The following is a 16450-nucleotide window of genomic DNA, read 5'->3' as shown; positions in this document are numbered from 1 at the left end:
TCCATGTCAAACACAATCGAACAGACATCTATCAACACGATACGGACATTGACAATCGATGCCGTAGAAAAAGCTAATTCCGGCCACCCAGGTATGCCGATGGGGGCAGCTCCAATGGCTTATACGCTTTGGACGGAGTATATGAACCACAACCCTAAAAATTCAAACTGGTTCAATCGTGACCGTTTTGTGTTATCAGCAGGACACGGTTCCATGTTGATATACAGCTTGCTTCATCTTTCCGGTTATAACGTTACCATGGAGGATTTGAAAAATTTCCGTCAATGGGGATCCAAGACACCAGGGCATCCGGAGTTTGGTCATACGGATGGTGTAGAGGCAACGACAGGCCCATTAGGTCAGGGCATTTCCATGTCCACTGGTATGGCAATGGCTGAAGCGCATCTTGCGGCCAAGTATAATACCGAAGACCATCATGTAGTCGATCACTATACGTATTGTATCTGTAGTGATGGAGACTTGATGGAAGGCGTTTCCCAGGAATCTGCCTCTCTTGCAGGCCATCTTGGACTTGGAAAACTAATCGTTTTATATGATTCCAATGATATTTCCCTTGATGGAGACTTGAATCGTGCTTTTTCTGAAAGTGTAGAGGGTCGTTATAAGGCATATGGCTGGCAAGTGATTCGTGTAGAGGACGGAAATGACACAAAAGCTATCAGTGAAGCGATCAAAGAAGCCAAAGCTAATACTGATCAGCCGACCATGATCGAAGTAAAAACGGTCATCGGCTATGGTTCTCCAAACAAGTCAGGGAAATCTGATTCCCATGGTGCTCCATTAGGGGAAGAAGAAGCCAATGCAGCAAAACAACATTATAAGTGGGAACATGATGAGGCATTCCATGTACCTGAGGAAGTTTATCAGGACTTTAAGGAAAAGATCCAAAAGAACGGGGAACAAAAAGAGTCCGAATGGAAAGCATTACTTGATGAATATAAAAACGCGAACCCTGAGTTGGCCGCAGAACTGGAATTGGCGATGAAAGGGGAACTGCCGGAAGGATGGGAGAAGTCCCTTCCTGCTTATACCGAAGAAGATAAGTTAGCAACACGTGCTTCTTCAGGAGAAGCAATCAACGCATTATCTGAAGCTATCCCGTATTTCTTTGGTGGTAGTGCTGACCTTGCCGGTTCTAATAAAACAGCTGTAAAAGGTGAAGATGATTTTTCCAAAAACAACTATGCCGGCAGAAATATCTGGTTCGGTGTACGTGAGTTTGCAATGGCAACAGCATTGAATGGCATGGCGTTACATGGCGGCTTAAAAGCGTATGCTGGAACATTCTTCGTGTTCAGTGATTACATGCGTCCGGCCATCCGTCTGTCAGCGTTAATGAATTTACCAGTGAACTATGTCTTCACTCACGATTCAATTGCTGTCGGTGAAGATGGTCCTACTCATGAACCAATTGAACAGTTGGCATCACTTCGTGCAATGCCGAACCTTTCTGTCATCCGTCCAGCAGACGGTAATGAATCCAGTGCTGCATGGCGTGTCGCTTTAGAATCCAACACTACACCTAATGCCCTTGTACTGACTCGACAAGGTCTGCCTACATTACCTGGGACAGCAGAGAAAGCATATGAAGGTGTGAAAAAAGGTGCATATGTATTGAGCCCGGCCGACAAAGGAACTCCAGATGCCTTGTTGTTGGCCACTGGGTCTGAAGTTCAGCTTGCTGTAGCTGCGCAAAAAGAATTGAAGGAAAAAGGCTACGATGTGAGTGTCATAAGCATGCCATCCTTTGATCGTTTCAATGTCCAGTCGGATGATTACAAAGAAAGTGTTCTTCCAAAAGCAGTAACCAAGCGTCTAGCTATCGAAATGGCTTCTCCTTTCGGTTGGGAGCGTTATGTTGGCTTGGACGGGTCTGTACTTGGTATAGATACCTTTGGTGCTTCTGCTCCAGGAGAAACTGTAATGAAAGAATATGGATTTACAGTAGAAAATGTAGTTAAAGAAACAGAAAAACTGTTCAAGTAATGGAAATATAAGCGTGTAGTCGACATGCTCTAAAGGCTGTCTCTCCGGTTAGAGGCAGTCTTTTCTTTCCTTCTATGTATTATTTTTCAATTCGACAAAACTCGATGGATTCTTTTTCAGCTTTTGACAGATTTATCGATGTACAACCGATATAATATCCCTCAAACAGGAGGGATTGCTGCATGCATCTTTACTATGTCTATGCTGTCAAAGAGGAAATTGCGAAAGAATATTATTATAAAACGGAATTATTGTTCCGATTTTTCCAAGAGTATCATAATCATTCACATAAAGATTTATATAAATTGCAATTCGAATTTATCACTAAGCCGTTTCCCGATAACTCTCTGGTGTGTTTGTTGAAAAATAGTCCGAGATATAATCATAGGAAACTGATAGAAGGCAAAAAGGTGACGAAATGGGTTGAAACCCGTGGTATAATAGAGATAACAAAAGAAATGTGTCTTATACAGTGTAATAGTTTCATGGAGGCGGAACAGATTTTATTTCAAAAACTCCGAATGATCGACCGCTGCTTTTTCATTGCAGAATACCATTTTCAGCAATATGGGTGGATTTCCCCCCAAAGGAAAGAAATGCTATTATAGGTACGTATGGAAAAAAGGCAGGAAAAAGAAATAGCACGCACTCTTACAGGAGACATGCTATTGTATTCTTATGTCCATTTTACTATACTGTATAAGAGACAACATGAAGGAGGAAGACGGAGAATGAGCTTGGGTATCGTATGGGTAATCATCATTGCCATCCTGGCGCTTATCGGTGGTGTAGCCCTGGGGTTTTTCATTGCGAGAAAGTATATGATGAACTATTTGAAGAAGAACCCTCCTATTAATGAACAAATGTTACGTACGTTGATGATGCAAATGGGACAGAAACCATCACAGAAAAAGATTAATCAGATGATGCGTTCCATGAATAATCAACAAACCAAATAACATTAAAAACCTTCTTTCTAATAAAGAAAGAAGGTTTTTTTCTACTAATTATTGATCAATAGGAGAGTTGGACTTTTCATAGCGTCCATTGATCCAAAATTTAATATTGGTCAATATGGAAAAGCTTAAAAAAAAGTTTACAGCCAATACGGATGCAAGCAAGGAATAATTGTCAAAATAAATCATCTCGTATTCCTTGATTCCCATAACAATCATTGTTTGAATCACCAGGAAAACAAAGCTCATAACCAGGGAAATAGCTGTCCGAACCATACCGCACCCCCACTTTAGTTTTTACGATTCTTTCTATGATTACCTTAACTATAAGCTATTTTCACAAAATGTTCAATTTTTAAGTTTTACATATTTTGCTTTTTATAGCCATGTAAAAGACGATAGTTAAACACCTGGGGTATGTTGTGATAGTTCCCCTGGTATCAAACTATGGATTTTGACATGATTTTATATTAAAATTAATACTATCTACGTCATAAAGGAGTTACTGCATGATGATAAAAACAAATGATTTGATTCTTAGGACAGCCACAACCTTGATCGCCTTCATTTTGTTCGCATTTTCCATCTACTTGTTTTTTGCCGGACATAATAAACCAGGCGGCGGTTTTATCGGAGGTTTGATGACCTCAACTGCCATCGTTTTGATGTATATGGCCTATGGAATGAAAGCTGTTTCTAAAATCATTCCGATAAACTTTCGAGTTGTCATTCCTATAGGGCTTTTAATCGCAGTAGCTACTGGAGTAGGTTCTTTCCTTTTCGGTCAGCCTTTCTTAAGCCAGACATTCGCTTATTTTCAACTGCCGATCCTTGGGAAGACAGAACTTGCAACAGCGTTGCTTTTTGACCTCGGCGTATATTTGACTGTCATAGGTGTTACGATGACCATCATTTTGACCATCGCCCAGGATCATGGAGATGAAGAACTTTCCTAATAAACCATTCGGAATGTGGTCCTTATGGTAGCGGAATCCAGAAAGCCACGTTTTAGTTAAAGCATGGAAATGAGTGGATTGAATATGTTTTGGTTGATTGCAAGTACAGTTGTAGCAGCCTTCATGGCCACAGCGATGATTTTCGTAAGGATGAGGGCTGCCCGCCGTCCTGCCAGTGTAAAAAAGATCATACTACCACCGCTGTTTATGAGTACAGGAGCATTCATGTTTGTACTTCCTATCTTCCGTGTCGAATGGATACAAGTTTTAGAAGCTTTGAGTGTCGGGGCTTTATTCTCTATCTTTTTGATAAAGACCTCAAACTTCGAGATAAGAGAAGGGGATATTTACCTTAAACCTTCCAAAGCCTTTATGTTCATCTTATTCGGACTACTGGGGCTAAGGATAGTATTGAAGCTGTTGATTGGACAACATGTTTCCATTGGTGAAACAAGTGGTATGTTTTTCTTATTAGCCTTCGGCATGATTGTTACATGGCGGATAACAATGCTGTACCGTTATTTGCAGCTGGCAAAGTCCCTGCCTAAAAATGAAGTAATGAAAGAAAGCCTGTCCAGAACTTAAAAGGTTCGGACAGGCTTTATGTTTGTTCATGGAACAGATATTGGTAAGGCGTCAGATCAATATCCTTCTGTTCAAGGGTTTTGATTAGAAATTTATGATCCCGCTTCGGTGTAGCAATAATATAACCTTCGATAATAACATCCTGTGTTATTTTTTTTCGGTTTTTTTTCAGGGCTACTTCTCCGATTTTACTTGCAATCTTTTGACGCGCGATGTCCCGAAACAGTTCTGGGACCGGAGAGACGAGATCCTCTAATAATTGCTTTTCTTTATCTCCCCACATATGCTTGGATTTTTCTAAGTAATACTCTTCCCAATCCATATCGGATTTCCCATCTTCTTTCGGAAGCCGTTTTAAAAACTTCCGGAACATAAAGAATCCGCCGATACTCAGCAGGACAACCATGATGATGACCCAGCCAATTATAAACGCTGCAAATCCTCCGGACATAATACCACCTATTTCATCATATATTGGTAACAATCAAATTTTAACGATAGAAATCATGACAAATTAGGTCGAAAGTTTTACCTGTTTGTCAGATTATAGTATGATAAAGTTGAATTATTTGGCGGGACTGTGTGGGAATCGAACCCACCTGAGACGACACGCGCCTCACAAGCAGTTTTGAAGACTGTGGCCTGCACCAGCATAGCAACCAGCCCCATGAAAATTGCCCTGTATGTAACATAAGTCATTATAAAAGCTGAGGGATAAATTGACAAGCTTTTCATTTCAGTATCTTTTTCACCTTAAAATTCATTCTACAACTTGATGTAGCTTTTCAAAGTAGGATACTATATATTTAGATAGAAAGGAAGGGGCGGGTAGAATGGGCAACCATGACCTTGGATCATCTGACCAGCAGGGAGAATATACTCCTTATACATATGTTAATTATTCCTCTCTACCCGATTGTTTTCAGTCGTGGATTGAACATAACGGAAATGATCTAGTGACGATTTTTGATTTGGAAGGATATATCAAATATATTTCTAAATCGGTGACTCGATGGTTAGGTTTTGAAGTCGATGAAGTCGTGGACTCCAAAGCGGGGGATTACCTTCATATCAAAGATCATCAAAAGATTCGGAACCTGCTTGGACAGAAGCCGGACCAGACCCATCACACGAACCTATTAGTGAAGGATAAGAATGGCCGGTATTTACTGATGCGTACGATGGTATCAAAAAGGTACAATCCAGAAGACGGTAACACTTATATACTGACCATTGCCCAGCATATAACGGACCATAACATGATGGAAGAACAGATGATGCAATCGGAAAAGATGACAGTGGCCGGGCAGTTGGCTGCCAGCGTCGCTCATGAAATCAGAAACCCGTTGACTTCTTTGAAAGGTTTCCTTCAATTGCTGCAGGCAGGAATTCGTAAGGAAGAGGAATATTATAAAATCATGTTAGAAGAAATCGAAAAGATGGAGTCGGTTACCTCTGAATTGCTTTTTGTATCAAAACCGATGACTGATGAACGGACCAGTGAATCCTTAAAAGAAATGCTTGAAGATGTGATCACATTGATGAACACACAAGCAAAAATGCAGAGTATAACCATAAGAACGGAAATACCAACAGGCATTTTCGTATTTTGTGATCGATCACAAATCAAACAGGTTTTCATCAATATTATTAAAAATGCCATAGAGGCTATGCAAGAAGGCGGACTGCTGGAGATTAAAGTATCCAGGATAGAGAACCGGGCGTATATTGATATCATTGATGAGGGCCAAGGCATTTCTGACGACCTGGTAGAAAAGATAGCTGAGCCATTTTTTACAACGAAAAAAAATGGCACCGGATTAGGACTGATGATCAGTAATCAGATTTTAGATAAGCATAATGGATATATGGAAATCCATCCAAATGCTGAAATTGGAACTACTTTCCGGCTTGTATTACCAGCAGAATGACACGTTTGCCATGCAAGCGTGTTTTTCTTATGGGTTCCAGCCCAGCTGAAAGAAGAGGGGGATATGATGCTGAATCGTTATATTACAATCGGTATGGCTGGCCATATCGATCATGGGAAAACAGCGTTGACAAAAGCTTTGACAGAAGTGGATACCGATCGTCTGAAAGAAGAAAAAAGCCGTAATATTTCCATCGAGCCAGGTTTTGCCCCATTGAAATTGCAAAACCATGATTTGAATGTATCGATCATAGATGTACCAGGCCACGAAAAATTCATCAGACAGATGATAGCGGGGGTTGCCGGGATAGATTTAGTTATCATCGTAGTTGCTGGAGATGAAGGAATAATGCCGCAAACCAAGGAGCATATGGATATTTTATCCTTACTCGGGGTGAATGAGGCTATATTAGTAGTTACAAAAGCTGATTTGATTGATGAGGATATGAAGGAATTAGTAGAAGAGGATATTCGTTCGTATATTAATGGGAAAAGTTATCAGCATTCGGACTTGCTTTTTGTCGACAGCCTTTCCGGAAACGGGGTTTCCGAGCTGGAACAATTGATTGAAAAGAAGGTTGCTGTCCAGCCCACTCGGGATACAACAGGTTCCTTCCGTATGCCGATCGATCAGTCTTTTACAATCAAAGGCCAGGGAACGATTGTCAGGGGAACCATTTTTGAAGGAAGTGTGATAGCAGAGGATCATATCACGATACTCCCCCAACATAAAAAAGCGAGAATCAGACAAATTCAAGTTCACCATGAACCAGTGGAACAGGCATTTGCCGGGCAGCGTGCCGCTGTTAATATTACCGGGATTGGTAAGGAGGACGTTAAGCGTGGGGATGTGATTGTGAAAAATGATGCTTTCCTTGTTACCCGAATTATTGATGTACGGACGACATTGATTGATGAACTTCGTTACCCGATCAAACAACGTGGTCCTATAAACATATATATCGGTACAACACAGGCGGCTGGAAAAATAGTGTTCTTCGACCGTAATGAGGTAACAGAAAGCACAGAAGAAATATTTTGCCAGCTTCGATTAGACGAGCCTGTAGTAGCCAAGAGAGGGGACCGGTTCATACTTCGCAGGCCGACACCAGTGGAAACAATCGGAGGGGGAGTAGTGATCGACCCGAATGCAGGAAAGCATAGATTCAGTAATGAAACGATCGAGATGCTGAAAGAAAAAAGCAGGACTACTCCAGATGAATTGCTGGAAAACCTGTTACAAGCGAACAAATGGTTGAATATACAGCAATTACTAAAAGAGACCTCCATGGATGAACAACAATTAGATAAACTATTAGCTTCCCAAATAGACGGGAAACGAATCATCAAAGTTAATAAAGGGTATATGCTTTTTTCAGAAAGTGAGCGAATGCTTCATGTCGTTATAGAGCGTTTGAGGGAGTACCATCATCTTTACCCGCTCAGGGCAGGGAGAAATAAACCGGAGGTAGTCACTCAGCTTCCTTTGAAAAAATCTGTAGGCAGTCAATTGGTAGATGCATGGATCGAGAGCGGCAAATTAAAAGCATCCGGTCCATTTGTCGCATTACCGGAATTTTCGCCATATTTTCCTGAGAAATGGCTGAAACGGATGACAGCATTAACAAAAGATTGGAAAAATGATGGCCTTCAAGTGAAGGAATGGAATGATTATGGAAGTGAGCACGATATACCGGCTGATTGGATGAGAGAATTACGGCTGTTCTTTTTACAGCAGCATTCAGCCTGGGAAATAGATGATAAACATATTGTCCATATAAATCCGATCCGTGATTATTTTGAACGACTATATGAAGTGACGGAAAATGAATTCTCATTAAAAGAAGCGAAAGAGACGTTCCAGGTGTCACGTAAATACCTTGTACCTTTGTTGGAAAAAAGCGATGATGCCGGTATGACAAAAAGGGTGGAAAGTGTAAGGAAATGGTTGAAGAAACCTGAGGAATATTTTAAAACCGTAAATGAACAAGAGGCTGACTAGGAAAAGCTTTTTCCTTAGATCAGCCTCTTTGTTATGGATGGACAGTAATCCTTATTTTTTCTTGCTCTTTTACTTCGCCGATTATGGCAGCTGTCGTGTCAGCTGTCCGGTTAAATGATTCTACATAGGATTGAGCTTCACCCTTCGGCATAGAAATCAATAATCCACCGGAAGTGATGGCATCACATAAAACGAGCTGTTGTACTTCAGTCAGCTCCTGGTGATAATTGACCTGAGCTTCGAGCCAGGAATGGTTAGCCTTAGAACCTCCTGGAACGACTCCATTTTCTGCTAACTCTAATGTTCTGCCAAGTTGAGGAACCTGGTTGTAAGATATGTGTAAACTCACTCCACTGCCATTGGCCATTTCAAACGCGTGACCTAAAAGTCCGAAGCCGGTAACATCAGTTACTGCATTCACCTGATAGTCAGCCAGAAGTTCAGAAGCCTTTTTGTTCAAAGCAGCCATGGTATTAGTGACAAGCTGCTTCTCATGTACTTCAAGAAGATCCCTCTTAATTGCAGTGGTATGAATACCAACGCCAATAGGCTTGGTAAGGACAAGGACATCACCCGGTTTAGCGGTAGAATTTTGATGGATTCTTGCCGGGTGGGCAATGCCAGTAACAGCCATGCCAAACTTTGGTTCCTGATCATCAATGGAATGTCCTCCAATGATGTCACCACCAGCTTCAGCCATTTTATCCTGGGCTCCTTGAAGAATAGCAGCTAAAATTTCAGGACCTAATTTTTTGATCGGGTAACCGACGATGTTAAGACCGGTTTTGACTATACCACCCATTGCGTATATATCACTCAGGGCATTAGCGGCAGCTATTTGGCCAAAGTCGTAGGGATCATCAACAATCGGTGTAAAATAATCGACGGATTGAATCATGGCAATCTCTTCGGTCAGTTTATAGACACCAGCATCATCATTGGTGCCAGAACCTACTAAGACATTTGCATTTGCTTGAGGTGTGTTGATTTGTCGCAGCACGTGCGACAGGTCTTCAGGACCGATTTTGCATCCTCAGCCAGCTTTTGTCGATAATGCGGTCAATCGGATGATTTCTTCTTTATTCATCGTTCCACCTCCTAAAGCCTAGTATAATACAGGGGGACAAGAAGAGAAAATTCAGGCGCCTTACGAAACCGCTCTGTACACTTGGAGAGCGGTTATTTTAATTATAGCTGAAAAATGGATATACTGATAACTGAATAAGGGAGAGGAGGATACAGAATGAATGAACTGCTGCGGCAAATACCTCCCGTACATGAACTACAAAAACACGCTGACATAGTTGCTATTCGAAAACAACACCAGGTAACTGAAAAATTGTGGACGTTTTGGATTCAACAAGCGGTAGAATCACTCAGACAGGATATCCTGAATGGTGAGTATATACAAGCGGATAGATTTACAGCCATCATCATCAATAAGGTAAAGCAGGCTGCAGACTTTTGGGAACAACCAATGTTACATAAAGTGATAAACGGCACCGGCACCGTCCTCCATACCAATCTCGGAAGGGCGAGGTTAAGTGAAAAGGCGATCGCTCGTGTAAGTGAGGTCGCTGGAAATTATTCAAACTTAGAATACGATATCAAAAAAGGGAAGCGTGGTTCCCGTCATTCGATATTGGAAGAGCGTTTGAAACAAATAACCGGTGCTGAGGCGGCAATGGTAGTCAACAATAATGCCGGCGCAGTCTATCTGGTATTAAGAGCGTTAGCAAAAGGAAAAAAAGTTATCGTATCACGGGGGGAACTGGTGGAAATAGGCGGCAGTTTTCGTGTATCGAAAGTGATGGAAGAAAGCGATGCACTATTGACAGAAGTAGGTACTACCAACAAAACCCATCTCTTTGATTATAAAGAAGCTATCGATGAAGAAACAGCCATGATCATGAAAGTGCATACGAGTAACTTTTATATGGAAGGGTTTACGGAATCACAATCGAGCTCAAGCCTCGTACCGTTAGCACAAGCAAATAATATGATTTTTTATGAAGATTTAGGGAGTGGCTCGATCGCGGATTACCAGTCCCTCCATATCGGAAAGGAACCTGTGGTACGTGACGTTCTGGCCACGGGAGCTGACATCGTCTCTTTCAGTGGGGATAAACTGTTAGGCGGGCCTCAGGCTGGTATCATAGCAGGAAAGAAGAAATATATCGATGTGTTAAAAAAACATCAGCTGGCTCGTGTGCTTCGGGTTGATAAAATGACGCTGGCGGCATTGGAAAGTACGTTGCAGGAATATGAACGGGATGATCTATCCCATGGAAATTACGTTTATCGGGATATTACAAAATCAGCGGAAGAAGTAAAGAGTATTAGCAAAGCATTTTTAAGAGAAGTGGAAAATTTACAAAAGCTTAAGTTTCAAATCCAAGCATGTACTTCCAAAGTCGGAGGGGGTACCATGCCTGAAGTTGAGCTTCCAAGTTATGGGATCAGTGTAACAGCTGATGAAACGCCTTCACATGAGATTGAGAAGTTTTTACGTATGCATCGTCCGGCAGTCATCGGACGTTTAATCGATGAAGCTTATTTTCTCGATTTCCGTACCATAACCGAAACGGAAATCGAGACATTAATACAAGCTATGCAAGAGCTGGAAAATCACATGTCATGAGAAGCATGCTTTTTTTGACGGGAATGGTTTTGGTTTTTCACTTTTTTAGAACCTTTTAACGGTTGGTTTGGTTGTTTATCTTTTCTGGAATGTGTCATGGTAGTCGCTCCTTTCATATTTAGGATTTGAGCTTTTGTCGAATGATATGTATGGAAAACTTTTGTCTGGTGCATGCTATTCATTAAAACAGCTTGGCTTATCGCAAGTTCCTGTGGCGAAAGCCTTATTTTTTCTAAACCTTTTATACTTCAACAAAGTAAACTTTATTAAAGTACAAAAAAGAGGTGTCTTTGTGAGTTATTATCAAAACAAACAAGAAGCTTTTCAACATGCATCAAATAAAGTCAATGAGGCAGAACGTACTGCAGACGATGTCATCATGGCCATCCATGAAGCCGACTACGGCACAGAGCTTGCTCATCTTAAGGAAGAAGTGAACCAGGCCTACCAGCAAGTTGAAAAAGCATTGACGGTTGCAAGTGAGCATCAGGAAACTCAATTGCAGTCTTACAAACAACAGTTGGACAAAATAAGAAATCAACTGCTTTAAAAAACAGACGCTTCCGGCGTCTGTTTTTTATCGTTCCTAAATCTACAGTTACTGGTTTTTCTTTTTCTTCTTATTGAACATTCTTTCTTCAGCGGTCAATGGTTCACGCGGGGTTTCCTCCTGATATCCTGCACCGCCGCCTTGTGCTTTTGCGGCATTCATTCCCGGTCGTACATGGTTCGCTTTTCTCGTTGTCAACGTCGTCCACCTCCTTCCCATATCTATAGTGTGACAAAAATTGACCAATTTAATTTACTTCTAAATCGTTTTCATTTACAATGATAGATGCATATTTGTGAACTTTTTCTGATAAAAGTAACAAATCGAATTTACCGAATAGTGTAATCGAATAACTCGGGCACTATTCAATTCCATCTGAGGGGGTAAGAGGAAAATTGGCAAACAATAATGCTTACAATGCAAAAAAACAATTTGAACTCAATGGTAAGTCCTACAACTACTACCAACTGAAAGCATTAGAAGATGCTGGATTAGGCAAAGTTTCACGGTTGCCTTTCTCCATCCGTATCTTGCTGGAATCATTGCTTCGTCAACATGACGGCCGTGTCATCAAAGATGAGCATGTGGAAAGCCTTGCAAAATGGGGTACGAAAGATGCAAAAGGGGAAGACGTACCTTTCAAACCGTCTCGTGTAATCCTGCAAGACTTTACAGGGGTACCTGCTGTTGTTGACCTTGCTTCATTAAGAAAAGCAATGGTTGATATGGGAGGAAGCCCGGAAAAAATTAATCCTGAAGTTCCAGTCGACCTTGTAATCGACCACTCTGTCCAGGTAGATGCTTATGGTACAGAGAAAGCATTACAAGTAAATATGGAATTAGAATTTGAACGAAATGCAGAGCGCTATGAGTTCCTTCATTGGGCTCAAAAAGCCTTTGATAACTACCGTGCGGTTCCACCTGCCACAGGTATCGTTCACCAGGTAAACCTAGAATACCTGGCTAATGTTGTACACGCTGTAGAAAATGAAAACGGCGAAACTGATACTTATCCTGATACACTTGTCGGTACTGACTCCCATACCACTATGATCAATGGTCTTGGTATTCTGGGCTGGGGTGTCGGCGGTATCGAAGCGGAGGCAGGAATGCTTGGTCAGCCTTCTTACTTCCCAGCACCAGAAGTTGTCGGTGTCAAGCTGAAAGGAAGCTTCCCGAATGGAACGACTGCTACTGACTTAGCTTTGAAAGTAACCCAAGTGTTACGTGAGAAGAAAGTTGTCGGTAAGTTTGTCGAATTCTTCGGACCAGGACTTCAAGAAATGCCGCTTGCCGACCGTGCAACCATTTCTAACATGGCTCCTGAATATGGGGCAACTTGCGGTTTCTTCCCAGTAGATGGGGAATCCCTTGATTACCTGCGTTTGACAGGACGTAGCGAAGAGCAAATTGAACTTGTAGAAAAGTATTGCAAAGAAAACGATCTATGGTACTCTCCAGAGCTGCCTGATCCAGAATTTACGGAACTTGTTGAGATCGACCTTTCTGAGCTGGAGCCGAACTTGTCTGGTCCTAAGCGTCCGCAGGACTTGATTCCACTTTCTAAAATGAAGGAATCCTTCAACCAGGCGTTGACAGCTCCTACTGGGCCACAAGGTTTCGGACTTGATAAAGATGAAATCGAGAAGGAAGTAACATTTGATCTTTCTGACGGTAAGAGTACAACCATGAAGACCGGTGCATTAGCAATTGCTGCAATCACTTCCTGTACCAACACATCCAACCCACATGTCATGCTGGGAGCTGGATTGGTTGCTAAAAAAGCAGTAGAAAAAGGGTTGGAAGTTCCTGAGTACGTCAAGACTTCCCTGGCACCAGGTTCTAAAGTAGTTACACGCTACCTTGAAGATTCCAACCTAATGGAATACTTGAACCAGCTAGGTTTCAACCTGGTCGGTTATGGCTGTACGACTTGTATCGGTAACTCCGGGCCATTGAAGCCGGAAATCGAAGAAGCGATTGCAAGCAGCGACTTGACTGTTTCTTCCGTACTATCCGGTAACCGTAACTTTGAAGGACGTATCCACCCGCTTGTGAAAGCGAACTACCTGGCTTCACCACCATTGGTTGTCGCTTATGCATTGGCTGGTACAGTGGACATCGACCTGAAAAACGAACCAATTGGAAAAGACAAAGATGGTAATGATGTGTACTTTAGCGACATCTGGCCAACCCAGGAAGAAGTCAAAAAAGAAGTTGCAAGCGTTGTGACTCCTGAAATCTTCCGTAAAGAATATGAAAATGTCTTCAATTCTAACGAGAAATGGAATGAAATCAATACGACAGATGAGCCGTTATATGATTGGGACAGTGAGTCTACTTACATCCAGAACCCACCATTTTTCGAAGGGCTGTCTGCAGAACCGGATACAGTCAAGCCATTGAACAATCTAAGAGCTATCGGTAAATTCGGTGATTCTGTAACGACCGACCATATTTCACCAGCTGGAGCAATTCCAAAAGATATGCCTGCTGGCGAATACTTGCAAGATAAAGGTGTATCCCCACGTAACTTTAACTCCTTCGGTTCCCGTCGTGGTAACCATGAAGTAATGATGCGTGGTACATTTGCCAACATTCGTATCCGTAATGAACTGGCTCCAGGCACAGAAGGCGGGTTCACTACCTACTGGCCGACAGAAGAAGTGATGCCTATCTATACTGCTGCCATGAAATATCAGCAGGATGATACAGGCTTGCTTGTCATTGCTGGAAAAGACTATGGTATGGGAAGTTCTCGTGACTGGGCTGCCAAAGGTACTGACCTTCTTGGCATCAAAACAGTCATTGCAGAAAGCTTTGAACGTATCCATCGTTCCAACCTTGTTATGATGGGCGTACTGCCATTGCAATTCCAGGATGGTGATACCATTGAGTCTCTTGGTCTGACTGGCCGTGAAACTTTCAATGTCGAAGTTGGTGAAAACGTCAAACCGCACGATCTTCTAGATGTGACTGCAGTTGACGAACAAGGCAACAAAAAGGAATTCCAAGTTGTTGCGCGCTTCGATAGTGAAGTAGAAATCGATTACTATCGCCATGGCGGTATCCTACAAATGGTACTCCGTAATAAATTGAAGTAATCAACAATAATCCGCATAGCCTTTTCAGGTTATGCGGGTTTTTTATTACAAAGACTATATTAAATCACAGTGTTGACTTTACAGTTAAGCTCCCTTTTGCTTAAGACTCAGTTTTGAGATAATTGGTTACGTTACCATGAAAGGGATGGGATGGGCATGGAAACGACTCGCTTTCCTGCGGGGGACCTGGCAAGCTTCCTCGGGCTACGCCCTGCGGGATCTCGCCTAGCCCCTTCTCCCACGGGAGTCTCGTCGTTTCCCAGCCCATCCAGCCAGTTTTGTAATAAACGGACCCTTCAAAAAGAGAATAGGGCACAACTAAAACCTTCATCCTGACGCATTTATAAAGGATATAAAGAGGCCAATATCCTTTTTAACATCATAGGGAGATTCCATAAGGGGGATTTCGTGAACTTCCCATTACTAGGGGAGTAGGGAAACGGTGAGACTCCTCGAAAATGCTACGCATTTCCTTCGTGCGTGGGTTAAGTCAGGATGATAATTCAAAGTCCTGTGGGAAATGCGGGATCGCTGAGGCCCCGCAAGACGAAGCCTGAGGAGACTCAGCACACGCCCACGGAAAGCGAATCGTTTCCCGGAGCCCCTAAACGCCAACAATATCTTGAAATCAAGTCTTCGACTTTAGGGCCTTTTAGTTGAATAAGCTTCTTATGAAAAACAAACCACTACATTTAACAGAACCATAACAAAAGTAAAGACCTTATTCTCTAAAGCGTAAACAATCTTCTTTACTTTTATAGCCAGCAATCTTATTATCATTATGGAAGCAAGGTTACATACGTAAAGGAAGTGAACCCCATGATTAAGCGTTTGGGAATAAGTATCCTGGTCTTAGGCCTGGTCGGTTATGCCATCTACAGTTTTACAGATAATGGCAGCGATGAAACGGACGGACCAAATGAATATAATGTGTCAGGGGACACAAGCCAGGAAGGAACAGGGATCATGCCTCCGAATACTCCGAAAGGTATACAAAAAGGTGAGCAGGCTCCCGACTTTGAATTGGAAACTGTAGAAGGGGAAACCCTCCGTTTGTCTGACTTGCAAGGAAAGAAGGTTTTTCTTAACTTTTGGGCCACCTGGTGTCCTCCTTGTAAAAAAGAAATGCCTGAAATGCAGAAGTTTCACGAAGAGTTTGGAGATGAAGTAGAAATCGTTGCAGTGAACGCAACCACCACCGAAACAAGCATGGATGATGTAAAAAAGTACCTGGAACAGGAAGGCTATACATTCCAGGTTCCGCTTGATAAAAAAAATCAAGTCAGTTCGGAATACCAGGCGATCACCATCCCGACGACTTATTTCATCGGCACAGATGGTATCGTCCAGCAACCTCGGCAAGTTGGTCCAATGACATATGACTTTATGGTAAAGATGAAAGATAAATTAAAATAATGTATATTCTTTTCGGAATAGGGAATCCTTGCTAATAAAAGGAGAGATTCCCATGGCTAAAAGGCGTAAACCTAATTTCCAGGACCTAGTCAAAGAAAACCGAAAACAAATTTTATCTGACCACGAGCTGATCAATAAAATCGAAACAAAAATCGATGAACGACACCACCAGAAACTGCGTTCTTCATAAGGCAGAAAAAAGCAAACCATCCAGAAGGATAGGCTTTGCTTTTTTTATTTTTCAGCATAAAAGCATGGATGTTTGCAAATATTATTCCTGAGAGATAGAAGGAGGTTCTAGTG

The 16450-nt window shown here is 42.0% G+C and carries 17 protein-coding genes and 1 tRNA gene; 12 read left to right on the top strand and 6 right to left on the bottom strand.

The genetic code is table 11. The annotated features are described in order from the left end of the window. Positions 1 to 3: 3 nt before the first annotated feature. The 3 genes from tkt (at position 4) to ACGTN9_RS07495 (ending at position 2966) form a co-directional block, all read left to right on the top strand. Positions 4 to 2007, top strand: a complete 2004-nt coding sequence (gene tkt / locus ACGTN9_RS07505) for a transketolase (protein WP_499591733.1) — start codon at positions 4 to 6, stop codon at positions 2005 to 2007. A gap of 182 nt (positions 2008 to 2189) precedes the next feature. After that, a complete protein-coding gene (gene sirA, locus ACGTN9_RS07500) occupies positions 2190 to 2615 on the top strand; it encodes a sporulation inhibitor of replication protein SirA (protein ID WP_499591732.1) in 426 nt (141 codons plus the stop codon). Between the two features lie 123 nt (positions 2616 to 2738). Beyond that, positions 2739 to 2966, top strand: a complete 228-nt coding sequence (locus ACGTN9_RS07495; RefSeq protein WP_028782881.1) for a YneF family protein — start codon at positions 2739 to 2741, stop codon at positions 2964 to 2966. Positions 2967 to 3014: 48 nt separating this feature from the next. Here the strand turns inward: ACGTN9_RS07495 and ACGTN9_RS07490 are convergent, their stop codons facing one another. Next, positions 3015 to 3239, bottom strand: a complete 225-nt coding sequence (locus ACGTN9_RS07490; protein WP_499591731.1) for a hypothetical protein — start codon at positions 3237 to 3239, stop codon at positions 3015 to 3017. Positions 3240 to 3475: 236 nt separating this feature from the next. Here ACGTN9_RS07490 and ACGTN9_RS07485 point away from each other — a divergent pair, with 236 nt between their 5' ends. Further along, a complete protein-coding gene (locus tag ACGTN9_RS07485; RefSeq protein WP_499591934.1) occupies positions 3476 to 3919 on the top strand; it encodes a Na(+)/H(+) antiporter subunit B in 444 nt (147 codons plus the stop codon). Positions 3920 to 4003: 84 nt separating this feature from the next. Continuing rightward, the gene (locus ACGTN9_RS07480) at positions 4004 to 4504 is read left to right on the top strand and encodes a CcdC family protein (protein WP_499591933.1); all 501 of its coding nucleotides are present in this window, start codon (positions 4004 to 4006) and stop codon (positions 4502 to 4504) included. 16 nt (positions 4505 to 4520) lie between these two features. Here ACGTN9_RS07480 and ACGTN9_RS07475 read toward each other — a convergent pair whose 3' ends face one another. After that, complete coding sequence (locus ACGTN9_RS07475; protein WP_499591932.1) at positions 4521 to 4958, bottom strand: DUF2621 domain-containing protein; 438 nt, start codon at positions 4956 to 4958, stop codon at positions 4521 to 4523. Positions 4959 to 5074: 116 nt separating this feature from the next. Next, positions 5075 to 5171: transfer RNA gene (locus tag ACGTN9_RS07470), tRNA-Sec, on the bottom strand. Positions 5172 to 5337: 166 nt separating this feature from the next. Here ACGTN9_RS07470 and ACGTN9_RS07465 point away from each other — a divergent pair. After that, positions 5338 to 6435 carry an ATP-binding protein gene (locus ACGTN9_RS07465; RefSeq protein WP_499591730.1) on the top strand — a complete coding sequence of 366 codons (1098 nt, stop codon included), beginning with the start codon at positions 5338 to 5340 and terminating at the stop codon, positions 6433 to 6435. Between the two features lie 66 nt (positions 6436 to 6501). Next, a complete protein-coding gene (gene selB / locus ACGTN9_RS07460) occupies positions 6502 to 8436 on the top strand; it encodes a selenocysteine-specific translation elongation factor (RefSeq protein WP_499591729.1) in 1935 nt (644 codons plus the stop codon). Positions 8437 to 8467: 31 nt separating this feature from the next. Here selB and selD read toward each other — a convergent pair whose 3' ends face one another. Then, positions 8468 to 9523, bottom strand: a complete 1056-nt coding sequence (selD, locus tag ACGTN9_RS07455) for a selenide, water dikinase SelD (RefSeq protein WP_499591728.1) — start codon at positions 9521 to 9523, stop codon at positions 8468 to 8470. A gap of 156 nt (positions 9524 to 9679) precedes the next feature. Here selD and selA point away from each other — a divergent pair, with 156 nt between their 5' ends. Next, positions 9680 to 11077 carry an L-seryl-tRNA(Sec) selenium transferase gene (gene selA, locus ACGTN9_RS07450; RefSeq protein WP_499591727.1) on the top strand — a complete coding sequence of 466 codons (1398 nt, stop codon included), beginning with the start codon at positions 9680 to 9682 and terminating at the stop codon, positions 11075 to 11077. On the opposite strand, the gene ACGTN9_RS07445 is transcribed toward selA, so the two are convergent. Beyond that, on the bottom strand, positions 11065 to 11175 hold the full coding sequence (locus ACGTN9_RS07445) for a small acid-soluble spore protein P (protein ID WP_499591726.1): 111 nt from the start codon (positions 11173 to 11175) through the stop codon (positions 11065 to 11067). The two genes, selA and ACGTN9_RS07445, sit on opposite strands and share 13 nt — an antisense overlap. A 194-nt stretch (positions 11176 to 11369) precedes the next feature. Between ACGTN9_RS07445 and ACGTN9_RS07440 the strand changes: the two genes are divergently transcribed. Continuing rightward, positions 11370 to 11627, top strand: coding sequence for a hypothetical protein (locus ACGTN9_RS07440; RefSeq protein WP_499591725.1), 258 nt, complete (start codon positions 11370 to 11372; stop codon positions 11625 to 11627). A 48-nt stretch (positions 11628 to 11675) separates the two neighbouring features. Here the strand turns inward: ACGTN9_RS07440 and sspO are convergent, their stop codons facing one another. Beyond that, a complete protein-coding gene (sspO, locus tag ACGTN9_RS07435; protein WP_093046435.1) occupies positions 11676 to 11825 on the bottom strand; it encodes a small acid-soluble spore protein SspO in 150 nt (49 codons plus the stop codon). Positions 11826 to 12022: 197 nt separating this feature from the next. On the opposite strand from sspO, the gene acnA reads away from it, so the two are divergent. From acnA to ACGTN9_RS07420, 3 genes are all read left to right on the top strand, one after another. Beyond that, on the top strand, positions 12023 to 14731 hold the full coding sequence (acnA, locus tag ACGTN9_RS07430) for an aconitate hydratase AcnA (protein ID WP_499591724.1): 2709 nt from the start codon (positions 12023 to 12025) through the stop codon (positions 14729 to 14731). 819 nt (positions 14732 to 15550) lie between these two features. Next, positions 15551 to 16147, top strand: coding sequence for a redoxin domain-containing protein (locus ACGTN9_RS07425; protein ID WP_499591723.1), 597 nt, complete (start codon positions 15551 to 15553; stop codon positions 16145 to 16147). Positions 16148 to 16199: 52 nt separating this feature from the next. Further along, positions 16200 to 16337: an FbpB family small basic protein gene (locus tag ACGTN9_RS07420; RefSeq protein ID WP_093046363.1), complete on the top strand. Its 138-nt coding sequence runs from the start codon at positions 16200 to 16202 to the stop codon at positions 16335 to 16337. Positions 16338 to 16450: the final 113 nt, after the last annotated feature.

The sequence above is a fragment of the Halobacillus sp. B23F22_5 genome, from assembly GCF_043497085.1.
Lineage (GTDB): Bacteria > Bacillota > Bacilli > Bacillales > Halobacillaceae > Thalassobacillus.
Note: the sequence above shows the minus strand (reverse complement) of the source record. Positions and strands in the feature narration are given on the sequence as shown.

Excerpts from the sequence above, each read along its gene's own strand:
- selB (WP_499591729.1), top strand. The coding sequence starts at position 6,502 with ATGCTGAATCGTTATATTACAATCGGTATGGCTGGCCATATCGATCAT.
- ACGTN9_RS07420 (WP_093046363.1), top strand. The coding sequence starts at position 16,200 with ATGGCTAAAAGGCGTAAACCTAATTTCCAGGACCTAGTCAAAGAAAAC.
- selA (WP_499591727.1), top strand. The coding sequence starts at position 9,680 with ATGAATGAACTGCTGCGGCAAATACCTCCCGTACATGAACTACAAAAA.
- ACGTN9_RS07445 (WP_499591726.1), bottom strand. The coding sequence starts at position 11,175 with ATGACACATTCCAGAAAAGATAAACAACCAAACCAACCGTTAAAAGGT.
- ACGTN9_RS07480 (WP_499591933.1), top strand. The coding sequence starts at position 4,004 with ATGTTTTGGTTGATTGCAAGTACAGTTGTAGCAGCCTTCATGGCCACA.
- ACGTN9_RS07425 (WP_499591723.1), top strand. The coding sequence starts at position 15,551 with ATGATTAAGCGTTTGGGAATAAGTATCCTGGTCTTAGGCCTGGTCGGT.
- tkt (WP_499591733.1), top strand. The coding sequence starts at position 4 with ATGTCAAACACAATCGAACAGACATCTATCAACACGATACGGACATTG.
- ACGTN9_RS07490 (WP_499591731.1), bottom strand. The coding sequence starts at position 3,239 with ATGGTTCGGACAGCTATTTCCCTGGTTATGAGCTTTGTTTTCCTGGTG.
- ACGTN9_RS07495 (WP_028782881.1), top strand. The coding sequence starts at position 2,739 with ATGAGCTTGGGTATCGTATGGGTAATCATCATTGCCATCCTGGCGCTT.
- ACGTN9_RS07485 (WP_499591934.1), top strand. The coding sequence starts at position 3,476 with ATGATAAAAACAAATGATTTGATTCTTAGGACAGCCACAACCTTGATC.
- sirA (WP_499591732.1), top strand. The coding sequence starts at position 2,190 with ATGCATCTTTACTATGTCTATGCTGTCAAAGAGGAAATTGCGAAAGAA.
- ACGTN9_RS07465 (WP_499591730.1), top strand. The coding sequence starts at position 5,338 with ATGGGCAACCATGACCTTGGATCATCTGACCAGCAGGGAGAATATACT.